Origin of the sequence: Hymenobacter chitinivorans DSM 11115, assembly GCF_002797555.1 — a bacterium.
Lineage (GTDB): Bacteria > Bacteroidota > Bacteroidia > Cytophagales > Hymenobacteraceae > Hymenobacter > Hymenobacter chitinivorans.
On the sequence record NZ_PGFA01000002.1, the window covers coordinates 234,661 to 252,146 of the forward strand.

Genomic DNA, 17,486 nt, shown 5'->3' on the forward strand with positions numbered 1-17,486 from the left:
CCCCACGCATGGCGTCATTCTTTCAGCGGCTTTTTGGCAGCTCTCCCGCTTCGACTGCTACCTTGGCATCTCTGGAAGTCGACATGCACTCCCACTTGCTGCCCGGCCTCGACGACGGAGCCGAAACCGTGGAGCAGTCGGTGGAGCTACTGCGGGCCCTGCGGGCTTTAGGCTACCGTAAGCTGGTCATGACGCCCCACATCATGGGCGACTTCTACAAGAACACTCCCGAAGGCGTGCGGGCGGCCCTGAAACAGCTGCAGGATGCGGCCACGGCCGCCGGTATTACCGACGTGACGCTGGAGTGCGCCGCCGAATACTACCTGGACGAGTGGCTGCAGCAGAAAATCGAGAGCAAGGAGCCTCTGCTCAGCTTCGGCGGCGACAAACGCTACGTGCTCTTTGAAACCTCCTACATCAACGAGCCCTTCAACTTCGCCGAAACGGTGTTCAACCTGAAGTCGGCGGGCTACCAGCCCGTGCTGGCCCACCCCGAGCGCTACACCTACTTCTACGGCCGCTTCGAGGACCTAGCCAAGGTGCGGGAAAACGGGGTGCTGCTGCAGCTCAACCTGAATTCCCTGGCCGGCTACTATTCGGCCGGGGCCAAGCGGGTGGCCGAAAAGCTTATTGATGCCGGCCTGGTAGACCTGGTGGGCACCGATGCCCACAACCTGAAGCACACCGACACGCTGCTCCAGAAGGTGCTGCCCACGCCTTACCTCCAAAAAGTGCTGGCTTTGCCGCTGCTGAATAACTCCTTGTAACAACGCCCCCGATTCACGTTGTTTAAGGCCATTGTCTAAACTGATCCTGGGAAAATGATTTTCGTCACCGGTGGCAGCGGCCTGATTGGCAGTTTTCTGATTTCATCCTTGCTCGAACGGGGCCACAAGGTCCGGGCCTTGTTTCGCCGGCAGGTGCCGGCCATTGCCGGCGCCGAGCAAGTGGACTGGGTGGAAGGCGACGTGCTGGATATTCTGGCCCTGCGCAACGCGCTGGAGGGCGTCACGCACGTATTTCACTGCGCCGGCCTGGTATCCTACGCCCCGCAGGACGAAGACGCGCTGCAGCAGATCAACGTGGAAGGCACGGCCAACGTGGTGGATGCCTGCCTCGACCGGCCCGGTATCCGGCTCTGCCACGTGTCGTCGGTGGCGGCCCTGGGCGGCGGAGCGGCGGCAGCCGAGCAGGAGCCGGGCCGCACCCAGCTGCTCACCGAGGAAGCCAAGTGGGATTTGGGCGCCGCCCACGCCGCCTACGCCACTTCCAAGTACCTGGGTGAGCTGGAAGTGTGGCGGGGCGTAGCCGAAGGCTTAGCGGCGGTAATGGTGAACCCGTCCGTGGTGCTGGGCCCGGCCGACTGGGAGCGGAGCAGTACCCGTTTGTTCCGGTACGCGTATAATGAGCATGCCTTTTATACCCCCGGCAGTGTTAATTTTGTGGACGTGCGGGACGTCGTGGCAGCTATGCTGCACCTGACGTTGGAGTCCGCCATTACGGCGGAACGCTTTATTCTCAGCGCCGGGGCCGTACCCCTGCACGAGTTCCTGGCGCAGGCCGCGGCTTGTTTTGGCAAGAAAGCCCCACGCATTGCCGTGCCCGACTGGGCCGCCGAGGTTATCTGGCGCGCCGAGCATGCCCGTTCCGTGCTGACCGGGGCCCGCCCGCTGATAACCAAAGACACCGCCCGGGCCGGGCGCAAACCGGTGGTGTACCAGAGCCAAAAGGTGCAGCAAGCCACCGGAATGACGTTCCGGACGCTGGCCGAAACGGTGGCCTGGTGCTGCCAGGGGCTGCAAAAGAACTCCGTGGCCTCCGGTGCGGTTGTTGTATATTAGGCTGGTAACCGGCGGAAATCAGTTACCGGAAAAAATAGTCGCAAAGCCTGCCTTTTTGGCGTTTTTTGCGTTGCTTGTAGTAGAATGAGAATGAACGAGAATTTTGAGGACCAGGAGCAAGTGCTGGATACCGTGCGCCGTTTCGAGCGGATGGTGGCCAACAACGAGCCCGTGTTTTTTGACCTGGCCGATTTCGAAAGTATTATCGACCACTATACTTCCAACACCCTTTACGATAAGGCCCTGCAGGCTTGTGAGGCTGCCATTGCGCAGTATCCGTTTTCTACTGAGCTGCTCATCGACCGGGCCCAGGTGCTGGCCATGAAGGGCGAGTATACCTCGGCGGCCCAGCAGATTGAGTCGGTGGCCGAGCTGGACCCGACCAACCCCGACGTGGCCGTGACCCGCGGCATTATTGCCACCCAGAAAGGCGACTTCGCCCAGGCCGTGGATTTCTTTAAGTCGGCGGTGGAAAACGCTACTGACCGCGACGATATTTACTTCAACCTGGGTTTGGCTTACCAGAGCTGGCAGAAGTTCAAGAGCGCGGCCAAGTATTACAAGCAAAGTCTGCGGCTCAACCCCGACAACGATATTGCCGTGCAGGAGCTGCTCTACTGCCTCGAAATTTCGGAGCGGCTGGAGAAGAACCTGGACTTTTTCCGCCACTTTACCGACGAGGACCCGTACTCGGCCACGGCCTGGTACAACCTGGGGCAGGCCTACTTCCGGCTGGCCAACTTCGAAGAGGCTGTGGCCGCCTTCGAGTATGCCATCCTGATTGACGCCAAGTTCTACGACGCCCACGGCTTTCTGGCCAGCGCCTACGTGGGCCAGGAAAAGTACCGGGAGGCCATTACCGAGTTTCACCTTAGCTACGAGGAAGGCCAACCGACGCCCGAAGCCCTGTGCAACATCGGGGAATGCCACGAGAAGCTGGGCGAGTGGGACGCGGCCCGCAAAAACTACCAGCACGCCATTGACCTCGACCAGACTATGGACGAGGCCTGGTTCGGCATCGGCATCGTGCTCAACGCCCAGGAGCGGTGGTTTGAAGCCATTCACTTCTTCCGCAAGGCCGTGTCGCTCTACGACGAAAGCGTGGAGTACTGGCTGGCCCTGGCCGCGGCCGAATACCAGGTGGGAGCCGTGGTAAGCGCCCTGGAGTGCTACGACAAAGCCACCCAGGTAGCTCCCGAAAACAAGGACGCCTGGCTGAACTGGAGCATCATTCTCTACGAGCAGGGCAACTTTGACGAGGCCATCGACCTGATGCGCAACGCCGTGGAAATTCAGCCCGGCGAGGCTGAGCTGCACTACCGCCTCTGTGCCTACCTGTTGGCGGCGGGCCGCTACCGGGAGGCGTATCAGTACCTGGAAAACGCGCTGGTGCTGGATTTCGACAAGCACCGCCTGCTGTTCGAGTACTTCCCCGAACTGGAGTCGCAGCGTGCCCTGGCCCGCCTGATTGACCAGTACCGGAAGTAGACAAGTATAATCTTGGGTTTGTGGGGCCTTGGAGGTTGGTTTTCATGCCAACGTCCAAGGCCCTTTTGCTTTTCTGCTACTTATAAAATTCGGGCGTACTTTTGCCGCAGTACTGCCGGAGAAAAAGACCGTTGTTGGCTTTTTGCTCCAAGTCTCCAAGACCCTAAGAACCCAAGACCCTAGGAATGAATTACAACCTCAACAACCTCCCCGAACGCACCAGCAAGCCCCGTGAACAAGGCTATACGATGGTTATGGACAAGGGCCTCAGCATCCGCGAAGTGGAAAGCTTCCTGGAGGTGGGCGGCGAGTACACCGACATTGTGAAGCTGGGCTGGGCCACTTCCTACGTGGTGCCCAACCTGCGCAAGAAGCTGGACGCCTACAAAGCGGCCGGTATTCCGGTGTATTTCGGCGGAACTCTGTTCGAGGCCTTTATCATCCGCAACCAGTTCGACGACTACCGCCGCCTGCTCTCCGAGTTCGACATGGAGTACGCCGAGGTATCCGACGGTTCCATTGACCTCAAGCACGACCGGAAGCTGGAATACATCCGCACCCTGGCCCAGGACGTGAAGGTGCTCAGCGAAGTGGGCTCCAAGGACGCGGAGAAAATTATTCCGCCCTACAAGTGGATTTCGCAGATGAAAACCGAGCTCGAAGCCGGGGCCATCAAGGTTATCGGCGAAGCCCGGGAGGCCGGCAACGTGGGTTTGTTTCGCAGCACGGGTGAGGTCCGCTCGGGCCTGGTAGAGGAAATCCTGACCCAGATTCCCTTCGAGAAAATCCTGTGGGAAGCCCCGCAAAAAGCCCAGCAGGTGTGGTTTATCAAGCTGCTCGGGGCCAACGTGAACCTGGGCAACATTGCCCCCAACGAAGTGGTAAGCCTGGAAACCATCCGCCTGGGTTTGCGCGGCGACACGTTCACCCACTTCCTCGACATGGACGCCGTGGACGAGGATTTCAAGCCCGAGAAGCCCACCGGCAAGCCCGGTACCTCCATGCCCCGCGGCTAAGAGTTGTTTAACGAAGTAATGGTGATGAGCCGGGAAGTACCGCCACGCGGGTGCTTTCCGGCTTTCTGTTTCTCGGCCGGTGCCCAGTCGAGCGGTGCTGGGTTTAGCGGGAGCGTCTTTGCGGGGTAGCTCAACAACTATCTTTTTCTGGGGCAGTAAAAAGCAGTACTCATGACCCTGCTTTTATGAACAAAATATTCCTTTACGCCTTCGTGCTGGCTGGGCTAGCCAGCTGCAAAGGCCCCAGCGAAGAAGAAAAAGCCCAGGCCGCCGCCCGTACGCCCGCCGATACGGTGACTACGGCCGCCACTTCGGTCGACTTGCCCGCCCCCTACGCCACCGAATCCGTAACCAAGCGCAGCAAGGTCATCGACTGGCCCGCCGGCCGCACGCCCGTGGTACCCGCCGGCTTTACCGTTACGGAGTACGCCGGTAGCTTTAACAGTCCGCGCTGGCTCTACGTGACGCCCAACGGCGACGTGCTGGTGGCCGAGTCGAACACGGTGCCTACCAACCCCAAGAAAAAGGTAGCTGCCGCCCTGAACCTGGACCCGTCCCGGTCGTTGAAGCCGACCAGCGCCAACCGGATTACGCTGCTGCGCGACACCAACCAGGACGGCAAGCCCGACCTGCGCGCCACGTTTCTGACCGGCCTGAATCAGCCGCTGGGCATGCTGGTGCTGGGCAATTATTTCTACGTGGCCAATACCGACGCCGTACTGCGCTTTGCTTACCAGCCCGGTCAAACCAAAATCACCGGCCCGGGCCAGAAAATTCTGGACCTGCCCGCCGGCGGCTACAACAACCACTGGACCCGCAACCTGCTGGCCGCCCCCGACGGCTCCAAAATCTACGTATCGGTGGGCTCGGGCTCGAATGTGGGCGAGAATGGCATGGACAAGGAAAAGCGCCGGGCCAATGTGCTGGTCATCAACCCGGACGGCTCCGGGGAGCAAATCTACGCGGCCGGGCTCCGCAACCCCGTGGGCATGGCCTGGGCGCCCGGCACGGGCACGCTCTGGACGGCCGTCAACGAGCGGGATGAGCTGGGCGACGAACTGGTGCCCGACTACCTGACCAGCGTCAGGCAAGGGGCGTTTTACGGCTGGCCCTACGCGTACTTTGGCCAGCACGAAGACCCGCGCCGCCAAGGCGAGGCCCCCGAGCTGGTGCGCAAGACCGTGGTGCCCGATGTGGCGCTGGGGCCGCACACGGCCTCCCTGGGCCTGGCATTTTACGACCAAAAAGCCTTCCCGGCCAAGTACCGGAACGGTGCCTTTATCGGGCAGCATGGCTCCTGGAACCGCTCCACTTTCTCGGGCTATAAAGTCGTGTTTGTACCCTTCCACAACGGCCGGCCCAGCGGGCCGATGGAAGACTTTGCCACCGGCTTTATTGCCAACGAGGAAGGCAAGCAAGTGTACGGCCGGCCCGTGGGCCTCACGGTGCAGCCCGACGGGGCCCTGCTCATTGCCGACGACGCCGGCAACAAAGTATGGCGCGTGGTGGCCGCCAATAGCGGGAAATAGCCGTCAGAAATAGGTGGATTTTGTGTTGGATTTAATATAACTATGGTTATATTTGATTGAACTAAATAAAGCAAGGGTTTGCTGCCGCCGGGCGCTTTGCTTTAGTTCTCGCAGGTATTCTCATTCACCCAACGTCCCTTACCTATGCCGACACTCGCCCGCCCCGCTCTGCCAGAGCAAACCCGCAACCTGGCTAAATCGTTGATGAACCGCTACCTGCGCGACATGATAGTGCGCAACTGGGAGCAGGATGGCCGCCCGCTGCCGCCTCCCCACCAGGTGAAGCAAACGGTCATTGAGCAGTACCGCCGCCGCTACAGCTGCCCGGTGCTGGTCGAAACCGGGACCTTCCGCGGCGACATGGTGGAGGCCCACCTGAAGAACTTCGACCGGATTATTTCCATCGAACTCAGCCAGGAGCTCTACGAGAAGGCCAGCTACCGGTTCCGCAAGTCGCCGCACGTCACCATCTACCAGGGCGACAGTGGGGCCGTGCTCCCGCGCATCATGCGCCTGCTCGATGCGCCGGCCATTTTCTGGCTCGATGGGCACTACTCGGCCGGCGACACGGCCCAGGGCAGCAAGGAATGCCCGATTTACGAGGAGCTGGAAGCTATTTTCGCCCAGGGCAAAGGCCTGCGGCACGTGCTGCTCATCGACGATGCCCGCTGCTTTGTGGGGCAGGGCGACTACCCGACCGTAGCGGCACTGACCGAGTTTATCCAGGCCCACGACCCGCGCTACCAGGTAGAGGTTCAGGATGATATTATTCGGGCCGTGGTGCCGGCTTAGCCGGGCCGCTAACTGCTCGGTGAAAGGCTGAAGGGAGGGGCGCGGCCTCGGAATTATTCGGCCCAAATTCTGCTAACAGGCTGCCAGTTTCCCGGCAGCCTGTTTTCTTTGTGGGATATTTGCTGCGTACAATCCAGTCATTCGTCTCACTTACTTCCCTTCATGGAGCTGATTAAGCATTTCCTCGACATCATTCTGCACCTCGACGTGCACCTTAAGCTGCTCGTAGGTGAGTACGGTAACCTGATTTACCTGATTCTGTTCCTGATTATTTTCACCGAAACCGGCGTGGTGGTGCTACCCTTCCTGCCCGGCGACTCCCTGCTGTTCGTGGCCGGTACGCTGGCCGCCCAGCACGTAACGGATGGCTCCCCCGACACGCTGCTGAATATCTTCTACCTGATTCCGCTGCTCATCGTGGCTGCCTTCCTCGGCGACAACCTCAACTACTTTATCGGCGACTACCTCGGGCCGCGGGTGTTCCGGGAGGATTTCCGCTTTCTGAAGCGCAAGTACCTGGAACAAACCCAGGAGTTCTACGCCAAGCACGGCGGCAAAACCATCATCATGGCCCGCTTCATTCCCATCGTGCGCACGTTTGCGCCGTTTGTGGCCGGCGTAGGCACCATGAAGTATAGCTTCTTCATTGGCTACAGCATTGCCGGGGCTTTGCTCTGGGTTATTTCGCTCACCCTGGCCGGCTACTTTCTGGGCAATATTCCCTGGGTGCAGCACAACTTCACCTACGTCATTTACGGCATCATCCTGTTCTCGGTCCTGCCGCCCGCAATTCAGTTTCTGAAGGAAAAGCTGCGGGGCAGCTCCGCCGCCGCCTAAGCTGGTCAGTTGGACTTATTTTTCTGAAACCGCCCCGAATCATATGGTTTGGGGCGGTTTTTTTTGTTTTTTCGGGACGCTATTCCTCCCCAACCTTATGCGCCAGTTTGGACTTATCGGCTTAAAGCTCGAGCACTCTTTCTCCCAAACCTATTTCTCCCAAAAGTTCGAAAACTTGGGCCTGGCCGACTGCCAGTACAATTTGTTTGAGCTGGGCAGCATTAAGGACCTGCTGCGCCTGCTCGACCAGCAGCCCGATCTGCGGGGCCTCAACGTGACGATTCCCTTCAAGGAGCAGGTCTGGCCTTACCTGGATGAGGTGGCCCCGTCGGCCGCCCGCATCGGGGCCGTCAACGTCATTGAGTTTACGGCGGAGGGCCGCCGCGTGGGACACAACACCGACTATATCGGTTTCCGCGACTCCCTGCGCCGGTTTTACCCGTTGCGCGGCGAGGAGGCCGGGGCGCTGGTGCTCGGTACCGGGGGCTCGTCGAAGGCGGTGGAAGCCGCGTTGCGGGAGCTGGGTATCCGCTACTGGCTGGTCTCGCGCAACCCCATGAACCATGGCCTGACCTACGCCGACCTGACGCCGGCCATCATTGCGGCTCACTCCCTGATTATCAACACCACTCCGCTGGGCACCTTCCCCAACATGGCCGAGTGCCCGCCGATTCCTTACGAGCAGCTTACGGCCCGCCACTACCTGTACGACCTGATCTACAACCCGAGCGAAACCCTGTTTATGACCAAAGGCGCCGAACAGGGCGCCCAAACCAAAAACGGTTTCGAAATGCTCTGCCTCCAGGCTGAAGAGTCCTGGCGAATCTGGAACAGGAGCTAGTGTGCTGAGGTGCTGAGGTGGATAATGAGCTGAATGTGGAAGAATGTGAGAAATGAAAACTCGTGTCCTTGCGAGCTTGCGAAGTAGTCAGTTCTCTGCGCAGGTAGCCCCGCCCTTTTACCAGAAAGCCCTTTCCTACGCGCGGTAGGAAAGGGCTTTTCACAGTAGGAGGCTCTGCACATGTCAGAGGGCGGATTGACGCCGCTTGATACGCGGAATGTTGTGCCTTCTCACAAGGACACGAATCAATCATCAGCACATTCCTCCCATTAACACATTAAAGAACTTACGGTTGGCCTTGACCCTGGCTGCTTTCGCCTTGTTTGGCGTCGTCGTTCTGGATGCCTTTGCGGCGCTTCTGGGGCTGGGCGGCTACTTTGCCGAAGCGGTAGTTGAAGGCCAGGCGCACCCCGCGCAGGTAGATGTAGTTGTTGCTTTCCTGGCGGAACTGCTCGGTGTCGAGGAGGGTGTTCAGGTTGCGGGTGGCTTGCAGGAAGTTGTCGGCGTTCAGGGTTAAGTCGGCCTTGTCTTTGAGCAGGTTCTTGCGCAAACCCAGCGAGTAGAACGTCCAGGCCGCTTGCTTGCCCTGCAGCTGGATGCGGGGCGAGTTCAGGCCGCCGTAGCCCTGAATGCTCAGGCCCTTCTCGAATTTGTAGCTGGTATTCACGTTGATGGCGTACATCACCCCGTCGTTGGAGTAGGCGGCGGTATTGACCACCCCGTTGCCCAGGCTTAGGGCCGGGCTTTTCAGCGACACGTAGTACACGTTCAGGTTGCCGCTCACGTCCCACTTGGGTACGGGCTTCACCGAGCTAAACAAACTAACGCCGTAGGTAGCATTGCGCCCGATGTTGGCGAAGGTCTGGTTGTTGACCCCGTCTTTAATAAAGCGCACACTCTCAATAGCATTGCCGGTGCGCCGCACGTAGGCCGACATGTTCAGCACCGAGCCCTTGATAAAGGTTGTGTAGTTGAGCTCGTAGCTGTCGGTCAGCTCGCGCTCCAGCTCGGGGTTGCCGTAGCTCACGTTGAGCGTATCGGAAGTGTTGCGGAAGGGGTTGAGGTAAAAAATCTGAGGGCGCTGAATCCGCTTCGAGTAGGCCAGGCGCAGGGTTTGGCCGGGCTTTTTCGGGTTCTGGGGCTGGAAGCTCAGGCTCAGGTTGGGCAGCACGTTGAGGTAGTCCTGCGACACCCCCGCGTTGTCTTTCGGCTTGGGCTCGAAATTGCCCCTGACGCGCGTGTTTTCCACCCGGGCCCCCAGCTTGAAGCTTAGCTTTTTGGAAGCCGAAAATCCGTAGGTGCCGTACGCCGACACCACATCCTGGTTGTAGTTGAAAAGGTTGGAGCGGGCCGGGTTGAAGTCGAGCGCCACCTGGTCGTACACGTCGTAGTCGCTGCTGACGCGCCGCAGAATGGCTTTGGCGCCGGTTTCGAGCAGGGCGGTTTCCGAAAACGGGTGGGCGTAGTCGGTCTGCAGCGTGGTTTCGAGGTTGCGCGAGAGGTTGTCGCTCTGCTCCCGGTACTGCACCGCGCCGGATTCGTCGCGGCCGGCGTACTGGTTCAGGTCGTAGTCCTGCACGTTGCGGTTGCGGGTGTGCTGGGCCAGCACGCTCCATTCGCGGCGCTTCTGCTCGAAGGTGCGGGTGTAGGAGCCGCTCAAATCGTAGCTCTGGGTGCGAAACTTCCGGTCGGTGGCGCGGGTAAACTGGTTGGCGGCGGTGGTCGGAAACAGCACGTTGTTGAACTGCTGGTAGTCGCCGGAGTTGCGGAAGGCGCTGCCCTGCAGGCTCAGCGTGAGGTTGTGGTACTGGGCCGGGTCGTAGTCGAGGCCCAGCCGGCCAAAGCCGCCCCCGCCCAGCGTGTTGCCGTCGCCATCCTGCTGCAGGGCCAGCGTTTCGGTGCCATCTGGGTTTTTCAGCGAGCGGGTCAGGTCGTTGCGGTTGGGGCTGTAGAAGCCAAACCCACTCACTGAGCTCGTCAGCCCGATTTTGCCCTGGCGGTAGTTCAACGAGGCGTTGCCGTTGGAGCTGCGCGTGCCGGCGGCCAGGCCCAGACTGCCATTGGTGCCCTGCAGGTTGTTTTTCTTCAGGATGATGTTGATAATACCCCCGGTGCCTTCGGCGTCGTACTTGGCCGAGGGCGTGGTAATCACCTCCACGCTCTTGATCTGGTCGGCCGGAATCTGCTTCATGGCATCCGCCACCGAGCTGGCCACGATACCCGAGGGTTTGTTGTTGATGAGCACCCGCACGTTGGAAGTGCCGCGCAGCTCCACGTTGCCGTCGGGGTCCACGTTTACCAGCGGTACTTTGCGCAGCACGTCGGCTGCCGTGCCCCCGGAGTTGGTGATGTCCTTCTCGGCGTTGTAGACAATCCGGTCGGGCTTGGTTTCTACCACGTCCCGCTCCCCAGTTACGGTTACCTCGCCCAGTTTCTGGGCGGCCGAGGTCAGCTGCAGCGTGCCCAGATCGGTGGTGCCGTCGGTGATGGTCACGTTTTCGGTGCGCGTCACGTAGCCCACGAAGCTCAGCTGCACCCGATACGTCCCCGCAGCCAGGCCTTTCAGCACGAAGCGGCCTTTGTCGTCGCACACGGTGCCATCGATGGGCTGATTGCCGTCGGCCGGGAGCAGGGCTACAGTGGCAAACTCCACGGGCTTTTTGGTAGTGGCGTCCAGCACGCCCCCAGTCAGGCGACCCGCACCCCTGGGGGCCGTCGGCAAAGCCAGGGGCTTGGGGGCGGCGGCTCCGGGGGCCTGCCCGGGACGGGCGGCGGGCGTACCGGCCGGGGGAGTAGTCTGGGCCCATGCCGGCGCTGCGAGCAGGTTGGAGGCTACTAGAAAGGGTAGATAACGTTTCATAGTCGGAAAAAGAAAAATGCTAACAACAGGCCCCAACGGGCCACATGCGAGGGTGATAATCGTAGACTCCAGGCGTGTTCCCAGGGTCGGGTTAGGCCGGAAGAAGTTGCACCTCAGCAGGAATTAACTGCTGAGTCAGTCAGGCTATGAATCGTCCGAGACATCTTGGCATTACAGGCCCGGAAAAAAATAGTACTGGCCGCTCGCCGGACCAGAAATCCACTACAAACCTAACCCCACGCCGGGCACTTGCCCCAATTTACTTGACCAAGTACCCGGAAAGAAAGGCTGAAGCAGCGAATTATATAGATGAATGCAGTTTTAAGTATCCTCGTAGCTAAAGCCTTCCGACGCCCCCTAGGGCAAAAAAAAGCAGCCACTCCGTGAGAAGTGGCTGCCGGGAGTTGCAGGTCAGTGTGCAGAAAATATGCGTCTAATATAGCATTCCCTTAGGAACGAGCTAGTTTGCTGGCAATTTCGGAAGTGTGCCGGCCCTGAAAACGGGCGCCTTCCAGCTCGTTGGCACTGGGCTGCCGCTCGCCTTGGCCGCCGGCCACCGTGCTGGCGCCGTAGGGCGTGCCACCGGTTACTTCCTCGTGGCCCATTTGGCCCTGCCAGGCGTAGGGCAGGCCCACAATGACAAAGCCGTGGTGCAGCAGCTCGGTGTGAAACGAACGAATGGTGGTTTCCTGGCCGCCGTGCTGGGTAGCCGTACTTACGAAGACCGACCCGACTTTTCCTACCAGAGCGCCCCGGGCCCACAGGCCGCCGGTGCTGTCCATGAAGGCCTGCATCTGCCCGCACAAGTTTCCGTAGCGCGTGGGCGTACCAAAGACGATGTTGTCGTATTCGGTCAGCTCCTCGGGCCGGGCTACCGGAATGTGCTCAAAAGCTTTCTGGGCCTGGGTAGCCCCAATCTGGTCGAGCAAGGCTGGGGGCAGGGTTTCGGGCACCCGCTTTATTACTACTTCATTGCCGGCCACCTCCCGGGCGCCTTCGGCTATGGCTTCCGCCATTTTGTAGATGTGGCCATAGGTGGAGTAAAACAGAACGAGGGTTTTCATGGGGTTGGGTTGTGGTAGAACGATGCTGGGGCTACGGCAGAATCGGACGGGGGTTGCTATTGCCGGGCCCGTAGCTCCGCCATGCTGCGTTTAACGCCGCCCGCACGTATCTTTAAGTCGGAAATTAAGCGCCTGACTCCCAGCTTATTTTACGTACGGGTTGGTTTTTTATTAGCCGCGTGCAACCCCAGCGGCCCGGCCCGACTCATCCTGCTACACCACACTAGGTAGTTTTCCTTTCCCGATTCTATCCGCTTCCTATGGTACTATTGGCTACTTACACCTCCCGGTTGCAGCTCCTGCTGCAGGGGCCGGCGCATAACGTGGGCCAGGTGGGCCGCCGCCGCTAATGGGGGCCCTGTCCTCCGCTCTGAGTTCGGTAAGCGGACTGCGGAGCCTGCTGCCCGATGGGCAATCCGCTGCTAAGTCGGCCGCGCCGACGCCCGTGCGCCACCTTACCCCGCCTGCCGCCATGACCGAGGCCGAGATAATTGATGGGTGCCTGGCCGGCAGCCGAGCCATGCAAAAGCAGCTCTACGACCGGTTTGCCGGTAAGATGATGGCCGTGTGCCTGCGCTACGCCCAAACCACGTTTGAGGCCGAAGACGTGCTGCAGGAAGGCTTTATAACCGTATTCAACAACCTGCGTAACTTCCGCCGCGAGTGCCCGCTGGAGTTCTGGATTCGCCGCATCATGGTGAATGCCGCCCTGCGCCAGCACCGCCGCAATGCCCCGCTGGTGGCCGTCAGCGAAGGCGAATATCCGGAAGAGTTGGCCGGGGAGGAATTTACGCTCTCCAATTACGCTTTCGAAGAAATGCTGGCCATGGTGCAGGAACTGGCCCCGCGCTACCGCATGGTGTTCAACCTGTTTGCCATTGAAGGCTACGGCCACAAGGAAATAGGGGAGCTGATGGGAATTTCCGAAGGCACCAGCAAATCACAGTACGCCCGGGCCCGGGCGATTTTGAAGACCAAATTAGAGCGCCTCGAAGCGCATCGTTCCAATGGTACCTACCGCCAATAACCACACGCCCACTCCGGAACCCACCGGCGACCTAGAGCAGCTGTTTCGGCAGAAGCTGGGCGAAGCTGAGGTAGCGCCCCGCATGCACCTCTGGGAGCAGATAGACCACGAGCTGCTGGTGCAGCAAAACGAGAGCTTCCGTCGCCGCCTGGTGTGGCACCGCTGGGTGGCCGCGGCCTGCATTCTGCTGTTTTTGGGTGCCGGCAGCTGGCTGTTTGTGCGCCAGTCGAACCCTGCCGCGCCGCTGGCCGGCACGGTGGCTACTGCCCCAACGCGGGCTTCTGCTACGACCCGTGCTGCTGCCCCCGCCGCTGCCGACCCGGCTTCGGATCTGTACTTAGGAGAAGCGGCGGCCAACAGCCTCGCCGCCATGGTGGCCCAGCCCACGGAGGCTGACCTGGTTTCCGGAAACTCGTTGCCAGGTGCGCAGGCGGGGGCAGTTGGGTCTACTGCTGGGTTATTTCCCGCCGGTCAGAATGCTCGTTCCCTTACCGGTTCTAAGGCGGCTTCCGGAAATTACGAGGCAGCTTCGGTCTTGTCGTTCGACGGCATCACAGGTGCTTCGGGGGGCTCATTTTACGACCGGGTGGTGGGTGCTTCGCGCAATTCGGCTGCCGGCGCCCCGGCTTGGCTGGCGGCCCTGAGCAGCCATGCCGTTGCCCTACCGGGTCTGGCCGGCAGTAGCCGCCCCGATACGTTGAAGCCATCCTTGCCTGCTGCCCCTGCCACGGTGGCCGTGCAGCTGCCCGCCGCGTTGCGGGACGAGCCCACGCCCGAAGCTACTCCCGCCCGCCCCAAGCGTTGGCGTCTGATGGGGGGCTACGCCGCTTCGGCCTACAACCCCAACATGACCTTCGCCGCCTCGCCAGCCACCGTGACCTATACCAACAGTATAGGAGGACCGGTAGCTGTCCGCTCCGTCAATACCTACGAGCAGGCTGCCAACGAATACCGGCAGAACCTGCGGCCTGGCTTTGCGCAGCGCGTGGCCCTCACGGCCAGCTACGTGGCCTCCAAGCACCTGACGGTAAGTACGGGCCTGGCCCTGGCCGAGCAGCGGGCCACTTCGCAAACGTCTTACTATTTCCTCGATGGGAAAATGCCTACGCCAGAACCCATTACGGCCAGTAAGGATCTTTCAACCAATTCCCTGGCTCCCCCGCAGGCCGTGAAGCTGCGCACGGCCCAGTACCGCTACCGCACGGCTGGCATTCCGGTGAGCGTGCGGTACGGCTCGGCCAAGCCCGGCTGGTCGCTGTACGCCAAAGTGGGTGCTGCCGTCAACGTGCTGTTCAGTACTCACTCCGAGCTGGAAGGAGTGCCCGAAGCCACTACGAGCTATTCGCTTAAGTCGAGCAACTCGCCCTACCGCAAAGTGCAGGGCTCGGTCAACAGCGGAGCCGGAGTCCGGTTTCAGCCCGCCGCGGCACGGTGGAGCGTAGCCGTGGGCCCGACGGCCGAAGCCGGCTTGTCGACGCTGAATACGGACGCGGCACGCAGCGGCTACCAGGCCCGGCCCTACGCCGTGGGTATGGAGGCCAGCGTGGAGTTTGGCGGTAAAACGGCGGCGGTAGTCCGTTAGAAAGTAACCTGTTTATCTCACCTCATTTCCCTTATGCAATGAAAGCTCTACTGTTTTTAGTAAGTGTCTGGGGATGCCTGGGCATGGTGCAGTGCCAGAAGGACGCCGTGGCGCCCGATGCGGAAACGGCCCCTGATACGGCCTCGGCCTGCGTTGATTCCCGGGCCCAGCCGCTGATTGATGAACTGCTGCGCACGCCCAAAGCCAACCCCGCCGGTGAAGTATGGCGCTACACCTGGGAAGGCCGGCCGGTGTTTCTGGTGAAATCGTTCCGGCCCGATGACTACCAAAAGGTATACGAAGTGACGAATGCGCAACTACAGTATGTGGGCGCACCCAGCGGCGGCATCACGGGCAAGGGCGACGGCAAATGCCCGACCTTCTCCGCCCAGGCTACCAACGGCTGCCTGGTGTGGCGCGACAGCCGCTAAGGGTACAGTACTGTGAGTGGTACCAGAGAAAAACCTGTCTGATTTACGCAGACAGGTTTTTCTGTTTCCGAAGAAACCTACCTTGCGGCAATGGAGTTATCCTAGGCTGTCTTAGCTGTCACCTCATTGCCTGAATGGACTATCAACTAACCTCCGAATTCAAACCCACCGGCGACCAGCCCAAAGCCATTGCCCAACTTGTGTCGGGGGTGGAAAGCGGGGAACCGGCCCAGGTGCTGCTGGGTGCTACTGGTACCGGTAAAACCTTTACGGTAGCCAACGTCGTGGCCCAGACCGGTAAGCCCACGCTGGTACTCTGCCACAATAAAACCCTGGCGGCCCAGCTCTACGGCGAGTTCAAGTCATTTTTCCCGAACAACGCCGTCGAGTACTACATCAGCTACTACGACTACTACCAGCCCGAGGCCTACATTGCCAGCACCGACGTCTTTATCGAAAAGGACCTGGCCATCAACGAGGAAATCGAGAAGCTGCGGCTGCATTGCACGGCCACGCTGCTCTCGGGCCGGCGCGACGTTATTGTGGTGGCGTCGGTGTCGTGTATTTACGGTATCGGCAACCCCGAGGAGTTCAGCAAAAACGTGATTTACCTGGCCCCGGGCCTGAAATACTCGCGCAACAACCTGCTCTACCAGTTTGTGCAGATTCTGTACTCGCGCACCGAAGTGGAGTTTACCCGCGGCACCTTCCGGGTGAAAGGCGACACGGTGGACGTGTTTCCGGCCTACGCCGACTTTGCCTACCGCATCTACTTCTTCGGCGACGAAATTGAGGCCATTCAGAAGATTGACCCGGTGAGCGGCAAAAAGCTCAGCGACGAGCAAAGCGTGACGTTGTACCCGGCCAACCTCTTCGTGACCGGCAAGGACACGCTCAACCAGGCCATCAAGGAAATCCAGTTTGACATGGTGCAGCAGCATTCCTATTTCGAAAAGGAGGGCCGCGACTCGGAAGCCAAGCGCATCATGGAGCGCACCGAGTTTGACCTGGAAATGATTCGGGAACTGGGCTACTGCTCGGGCATCGAGAACTACTCGCGCTACTTCGACGGTCGGCAGCCCGGCTCCCGGCCTTTCTGCCTGCTCGACTACTTCCCCGACGACTACCTGCTGGTCATTGACGAAAGCCACGCCACCATTCCGCAGGTGCGGGCCATGTGGGGCGGCGACCGGAGCCGCAAAACAGCCCTGGTGGAGTACGGCTTCCGCCTGCCTAGCGCCATGGACAACCGCCCGCTGACGTTCAACGAGTTTGAGAGCATGTACCGGCAGGCCATCTACGTGTCGGCTACGCCTTCGGACTACGAGCTGGCCCAGGCCAACGGCGTGGTGGTGGAGCAGATTATTCGCCCCACCGGCCTGCTCGACCCCGAAATCGACGTGCGGCCCAGCGTCAACCAGATTGACGATTTGCTGGATGAAGTCGACAACCGCGTGAAAATGGGGGACCGGGTGCTGGTGACGACCCTCACCAAACGCATGGCCGAGGAGCTGCAGAAGTACATGGAGCGCCTGGGCATCAAGTCGCAGTACGTGCACTCCGACGTGAAAAGCCTGGACCGGGTGGAAATCCTGCGCCAGCTGCGCCTGGGCGTTATCGACGTGCTCATCGGGGTAAACCTGCTGCGCGAAGGCCTCGACTTGCCCGAGGTGAGCTTGGTAGCCATTCTGGATGCCGACAAAGAAGGCTTCCTGCGCGACCAGCGCAGCCTGATCCAGACCATGGGCCGGGCCGCCCGAAACGACAAGGGCAAGGTTATCATGTACGCCGACCGGATGACGGGCTCCATGCAGCGCGCCATCGACGAGACGAACCGCCGCCGGGCCGTGCAGATGGCCTACAACGAAGAGCACGGCATTACGCCGCGCACGGTGAAAAAGTCGCACGACGAAATCATCGGGCAAACCTCGCTGTCGGACAAGCGCCGCATCGAGCCGGCCGCCTACGTGGGCCCCGATACGGATACGCTGACCCTGGCCGCCGAGCCGGTTATTGCCATGATGACCAAGCCCGACCTGGAAAAACTCATCAAGCAAACCGAGAAGCAGATGGAAGCCGCCGCCAAGGACCTCGACTTCCTGCAGGCCGCCAAGTTCCGCGACGAACTGGCCCAGCTGCGCCAAATGCTGAAATCCAAGCGCGACTAAGCCTGGCCAG

General features: G+C 60.5%; 14 protein-coding genes. 12 read left to right on the forward strand and 2 right to left on the reverse strand.

Features of this window, described 5'->3' with window-relative positions:
* Positions 1-62: 62 nt before the first annotated feature.
* The 8 genes from CLV45_RS14565 to CLV45_RS14600 all read left to right on the forward strand — a co-directional run bounded on the left by CLV45_RS14565 (position 63) and on the right by CLV45_RS14600 (position 8,344).
* Positions 63-767: a tyrosine-protein phosphatase gene (locus CLV45_RS14565; protein WP_245882873.1), complete on the forward strand. Its 705-nt coding sequence runs from the start codon at positions 63-65 to the stop codon at positions 765-767.
* A 54-nt stretch (positions 768-821) separates the two neighbouring features.
* Positions 822-1,841 carry an NAD-dependent epimerase/dehydratase family protein gene (locus tag CLV45_RS14570; protein ID WP_100337204.1) on the forward strand — a complete coding sequence of 340 codons (1,020 nt, stop codon included), beginning with the start codon at positions 822-824 and terminating at the stop codon, positions 1,839-1,841.
* A gap of 90 nt (positions 1,842-1,931) precedes the next feature.
* The gene (locus tag CLV45_RS14575) at positions 1,932-3,329 is read left to right on the forward strand and encodes a tetratricopeptide repeat protein (protein ID WP_100337205.1); all 1,398 of its coding nucleotides are present in this window, start codon (positions 1,932-1,934) and stop codon (positions 3,327-3,329) included.
* 185 nt (positions 3,330-3,514) lie between these two features.
* A complete protein-coding gene (locus CLV45_RS14580; RefSeq protein WP_100337206.1) occupies positions 3,515-4,345 on the forward strand; it encodes a phosphosulfolactate synthase in 831 nt (276 codons plus the stop codon).
* A gap of 185 nt (positions 4,346-4,530) precedes the next feature.
* Complete coding sequence (locus tag CLV45_RS14585) at positions 4,531-5,874, forward strand: PQQ-dependent sugar dehydrogenase (protein WP_100337207.1); 1,344 nt, start codon at positions 4,531-4,533, stop codon at positions 5,872-5,874.
* A 144-nt stretch (positions 5,875-6,018) separates the two neighbouring features.
* On the forward strand, positions 6,019-6,666 hold the full coding sequence (locus CLV45_RS14590) for a hypothetical protein (protein ID WP_100337208.1): 648 nt from the start codon (positions 6,019-6,021) through the stop codon (positions 6,664-6,666).
* A 162-nt stretch (positions 6,667-6,828) separates the two neighbouring features.
* A complete protein-coding gene (locus CLV45_RS14595) occupies positions 6,829-7,503 on the forward strand; it encodes a DedA family protein (RefSeq protein ID WP_100337209.1) in 675 nt (224 codons plus the stop codon).
* Positions 7,504-7,600: 97 nt separating this feature from the next.
* A complete protein-coding gene (locus CLV45_RS14600) occupies positions 7,601-8,344 on the forward strand; it encodes a shikimate dehydrogenase family protein (RefSeq protein WP_100337210.1) in 744 nt (247 codons plus the stop codon).
* A gap of 286 nt (positions 8,345-8,630) precedes the next feature.
* Here CLV45_RS14600 and CLV45_RS14605 read toward each other — a convergent pair whose 3' ends face one another.
* Positions 8,631-11,204, reverse strand: coding sequence for an outer membrane beta-barrel family protein (locus tag CLV45_RS14605; protein ID WP_100337211.1), 2,574 nt, complete (start codon positions 11,202-11,204; stop codon positions 8,631-8,633).
* A gap of 449 nt (positions 11,205-11,653) precedes the next feature.
* Complete coding sequence (wrbA, locus tag CLV45_RS14610) at positions 11,654-12,268, reverse strand: NAD(P)H:quinone oxidoreductase (RefSeq protein ID WP_100337212.1); 615 nt, start codon at positions 12,266-12,268, stop codon at positions 11,654-11,656.
* 349 nt (positions 12,269-12,617) lie between these two features.
* Between wrbA and CLV45_RS14615 the strand changes: the two genes are divergently transcribed.
* From CLV45_RS14615 to uvrB, 4 genes are all read left to right on the forward strand, one after another.
* Complete coding sequence (locus tag CLV45_RS14615; protein WP_100337213.1) at positions 12,618-13,295, forward strand: RNA polymerase sigma factor; 678 nt, start codon at positions 12,618-12,620, stop codon at positions 13,293-13,295.
* The gene (locus CLV45_RS14620; RefSeq protein ID WP_100337214.1) at positions 13,276-14,877 is read left to right on the forward strand and encodes an outer membrane beta-barrel protein; all 1,602 of its coding nucleotides are present in this window, start codon (positions 13,276-13,278) and stop codon (positions 14,875-14,877) included. The genes CLV45_RS14615 and CLV45_RS14620 overlap by 20 nt, the downstream gene beginning before the upstream one ends.
* A 38-nt stretch (positions 14,878-14,915) precedes the next feature.
* Positions 14,916-15,308 carry a DUF6970 domain-containing protein gene (locus CLV45_RS14625; protein ID WP_157807518.1) on the forward strand — a complete coding sequence of 131 codons (393 nt, stop codon included), beginning with the start codon at positions 14,916-14,918 and terminating at the stop codon, positions 15,306-15,308.
* A 134-nt stretch (positions 15,309-15,442) separates the two neighbouring features.
* Positions 15,443-17,476: an excinuclease ABC subunit UvrB gene (uvrB, locus tag CLV45_RS14630; protein ID WP_100337216.1), complete on the forward strand. Its 2,034-nt coding sequence runs from the start codon at positions 15,443-15,445 to the stop codon at positions 17,474-17,476.
* Positions 17,477-17,486: the final 10 nt, after the last annotated feature.

Excerpts from the sequence above, each read along its gene's own strand:
- CLV45_RS14570 (WP_100337204.1), top strand. The coding sequence starts at position 822 with ATGATTTTCGTCACCGGTGGCAGCGGCCTGATTGGCAGTTTTCTGATT.
- CLV45_RS14575 (WP_100337205.1), top strand. The coding sequence starts at position 1,932 with ATGAACGAGAATTTTGAGGACCAGGAGCAAGTGCTGGATACCGTGCGC.
- CLV45_RS14580 (WP_100337206.1), top strand. The coding sequence starts at position 3,515 with ATGAATTACAACCTCAACAACCTCCCCGAACGCACCAGCAAGCCCCGT.
- CLV45_RS14585 (WP_100337207.1), top strand. The coding sequence starts at position 4,531 with ATGAACAAAATATTCCTTTACGCCTTCGTGCTGGCTGGGCTAGCCAGC.
- CLV45_RS14590 (WP_100337208.1), top strand. The coding sequence starts at position 6,019 with ATGCCGACACTCGCCCGCCCCGCTCTGCCAGAGCAAACCCGCAACCTG.
- CLV45_RS14595 (WP_100337209.1), top strand. The coding sequence starts at position 6,829 with ATGGAGCTGATTAAGCATTTCCTCGACATCATTCTGCACCTCGACGTG.
- CLV45_RS14600 (WP_100337210.1), top strand. The coding sequence starts at position 7,601 with ATGCGCCAGTTTGGACTTATCGGCTTAAAGCTCGAGCACTCTTTCTCC.
- CLV45_RS14605 (WP_100337211.1), bottom strand. The coding sequence starts at position 11,204 with ATGAAACGTTATCTACCCTTTCTAGTAGCCTCCAACCTGCTCGCAGCG.
- wrbA (WP_100337212.1), bottom strand. The coding sequence starts at position 12,268 with ATGAAAACCCTCGTTCTGTTTTACTCCACCTATGGCCACATCTACAAA.
- CLV45_RS14615 (WP_100337213.1), top strand. The coding sequence starts at position 12,618 with ATGGGGGCCCTGTCCTCCGCTCTGAGTTCGGTAAGCGGACTGCGGAGC.
- CLV45_RS14620 (WP_100337214.1), top strand. The coding sequence starts at position 13,276 with ATGGTACCTACCGCCAATAACCACACGCCCACTCCGGAACCCACCGGC.
- CLV45_RS14625 (WP_157807518.1), top strand. The coding sequence starts at position 14,916 with ATGAAAGCTCTACTGTTTTTAGTAAGTGTCTGGGGATGCCTGGGCATG.
- uvrB (WP_100337216.1), top strand. The coding sequence starts at position 15,443 with ATGGACTATCAACTAACCTCCGAATTCAAACCCACCGGCGACCAGCCC.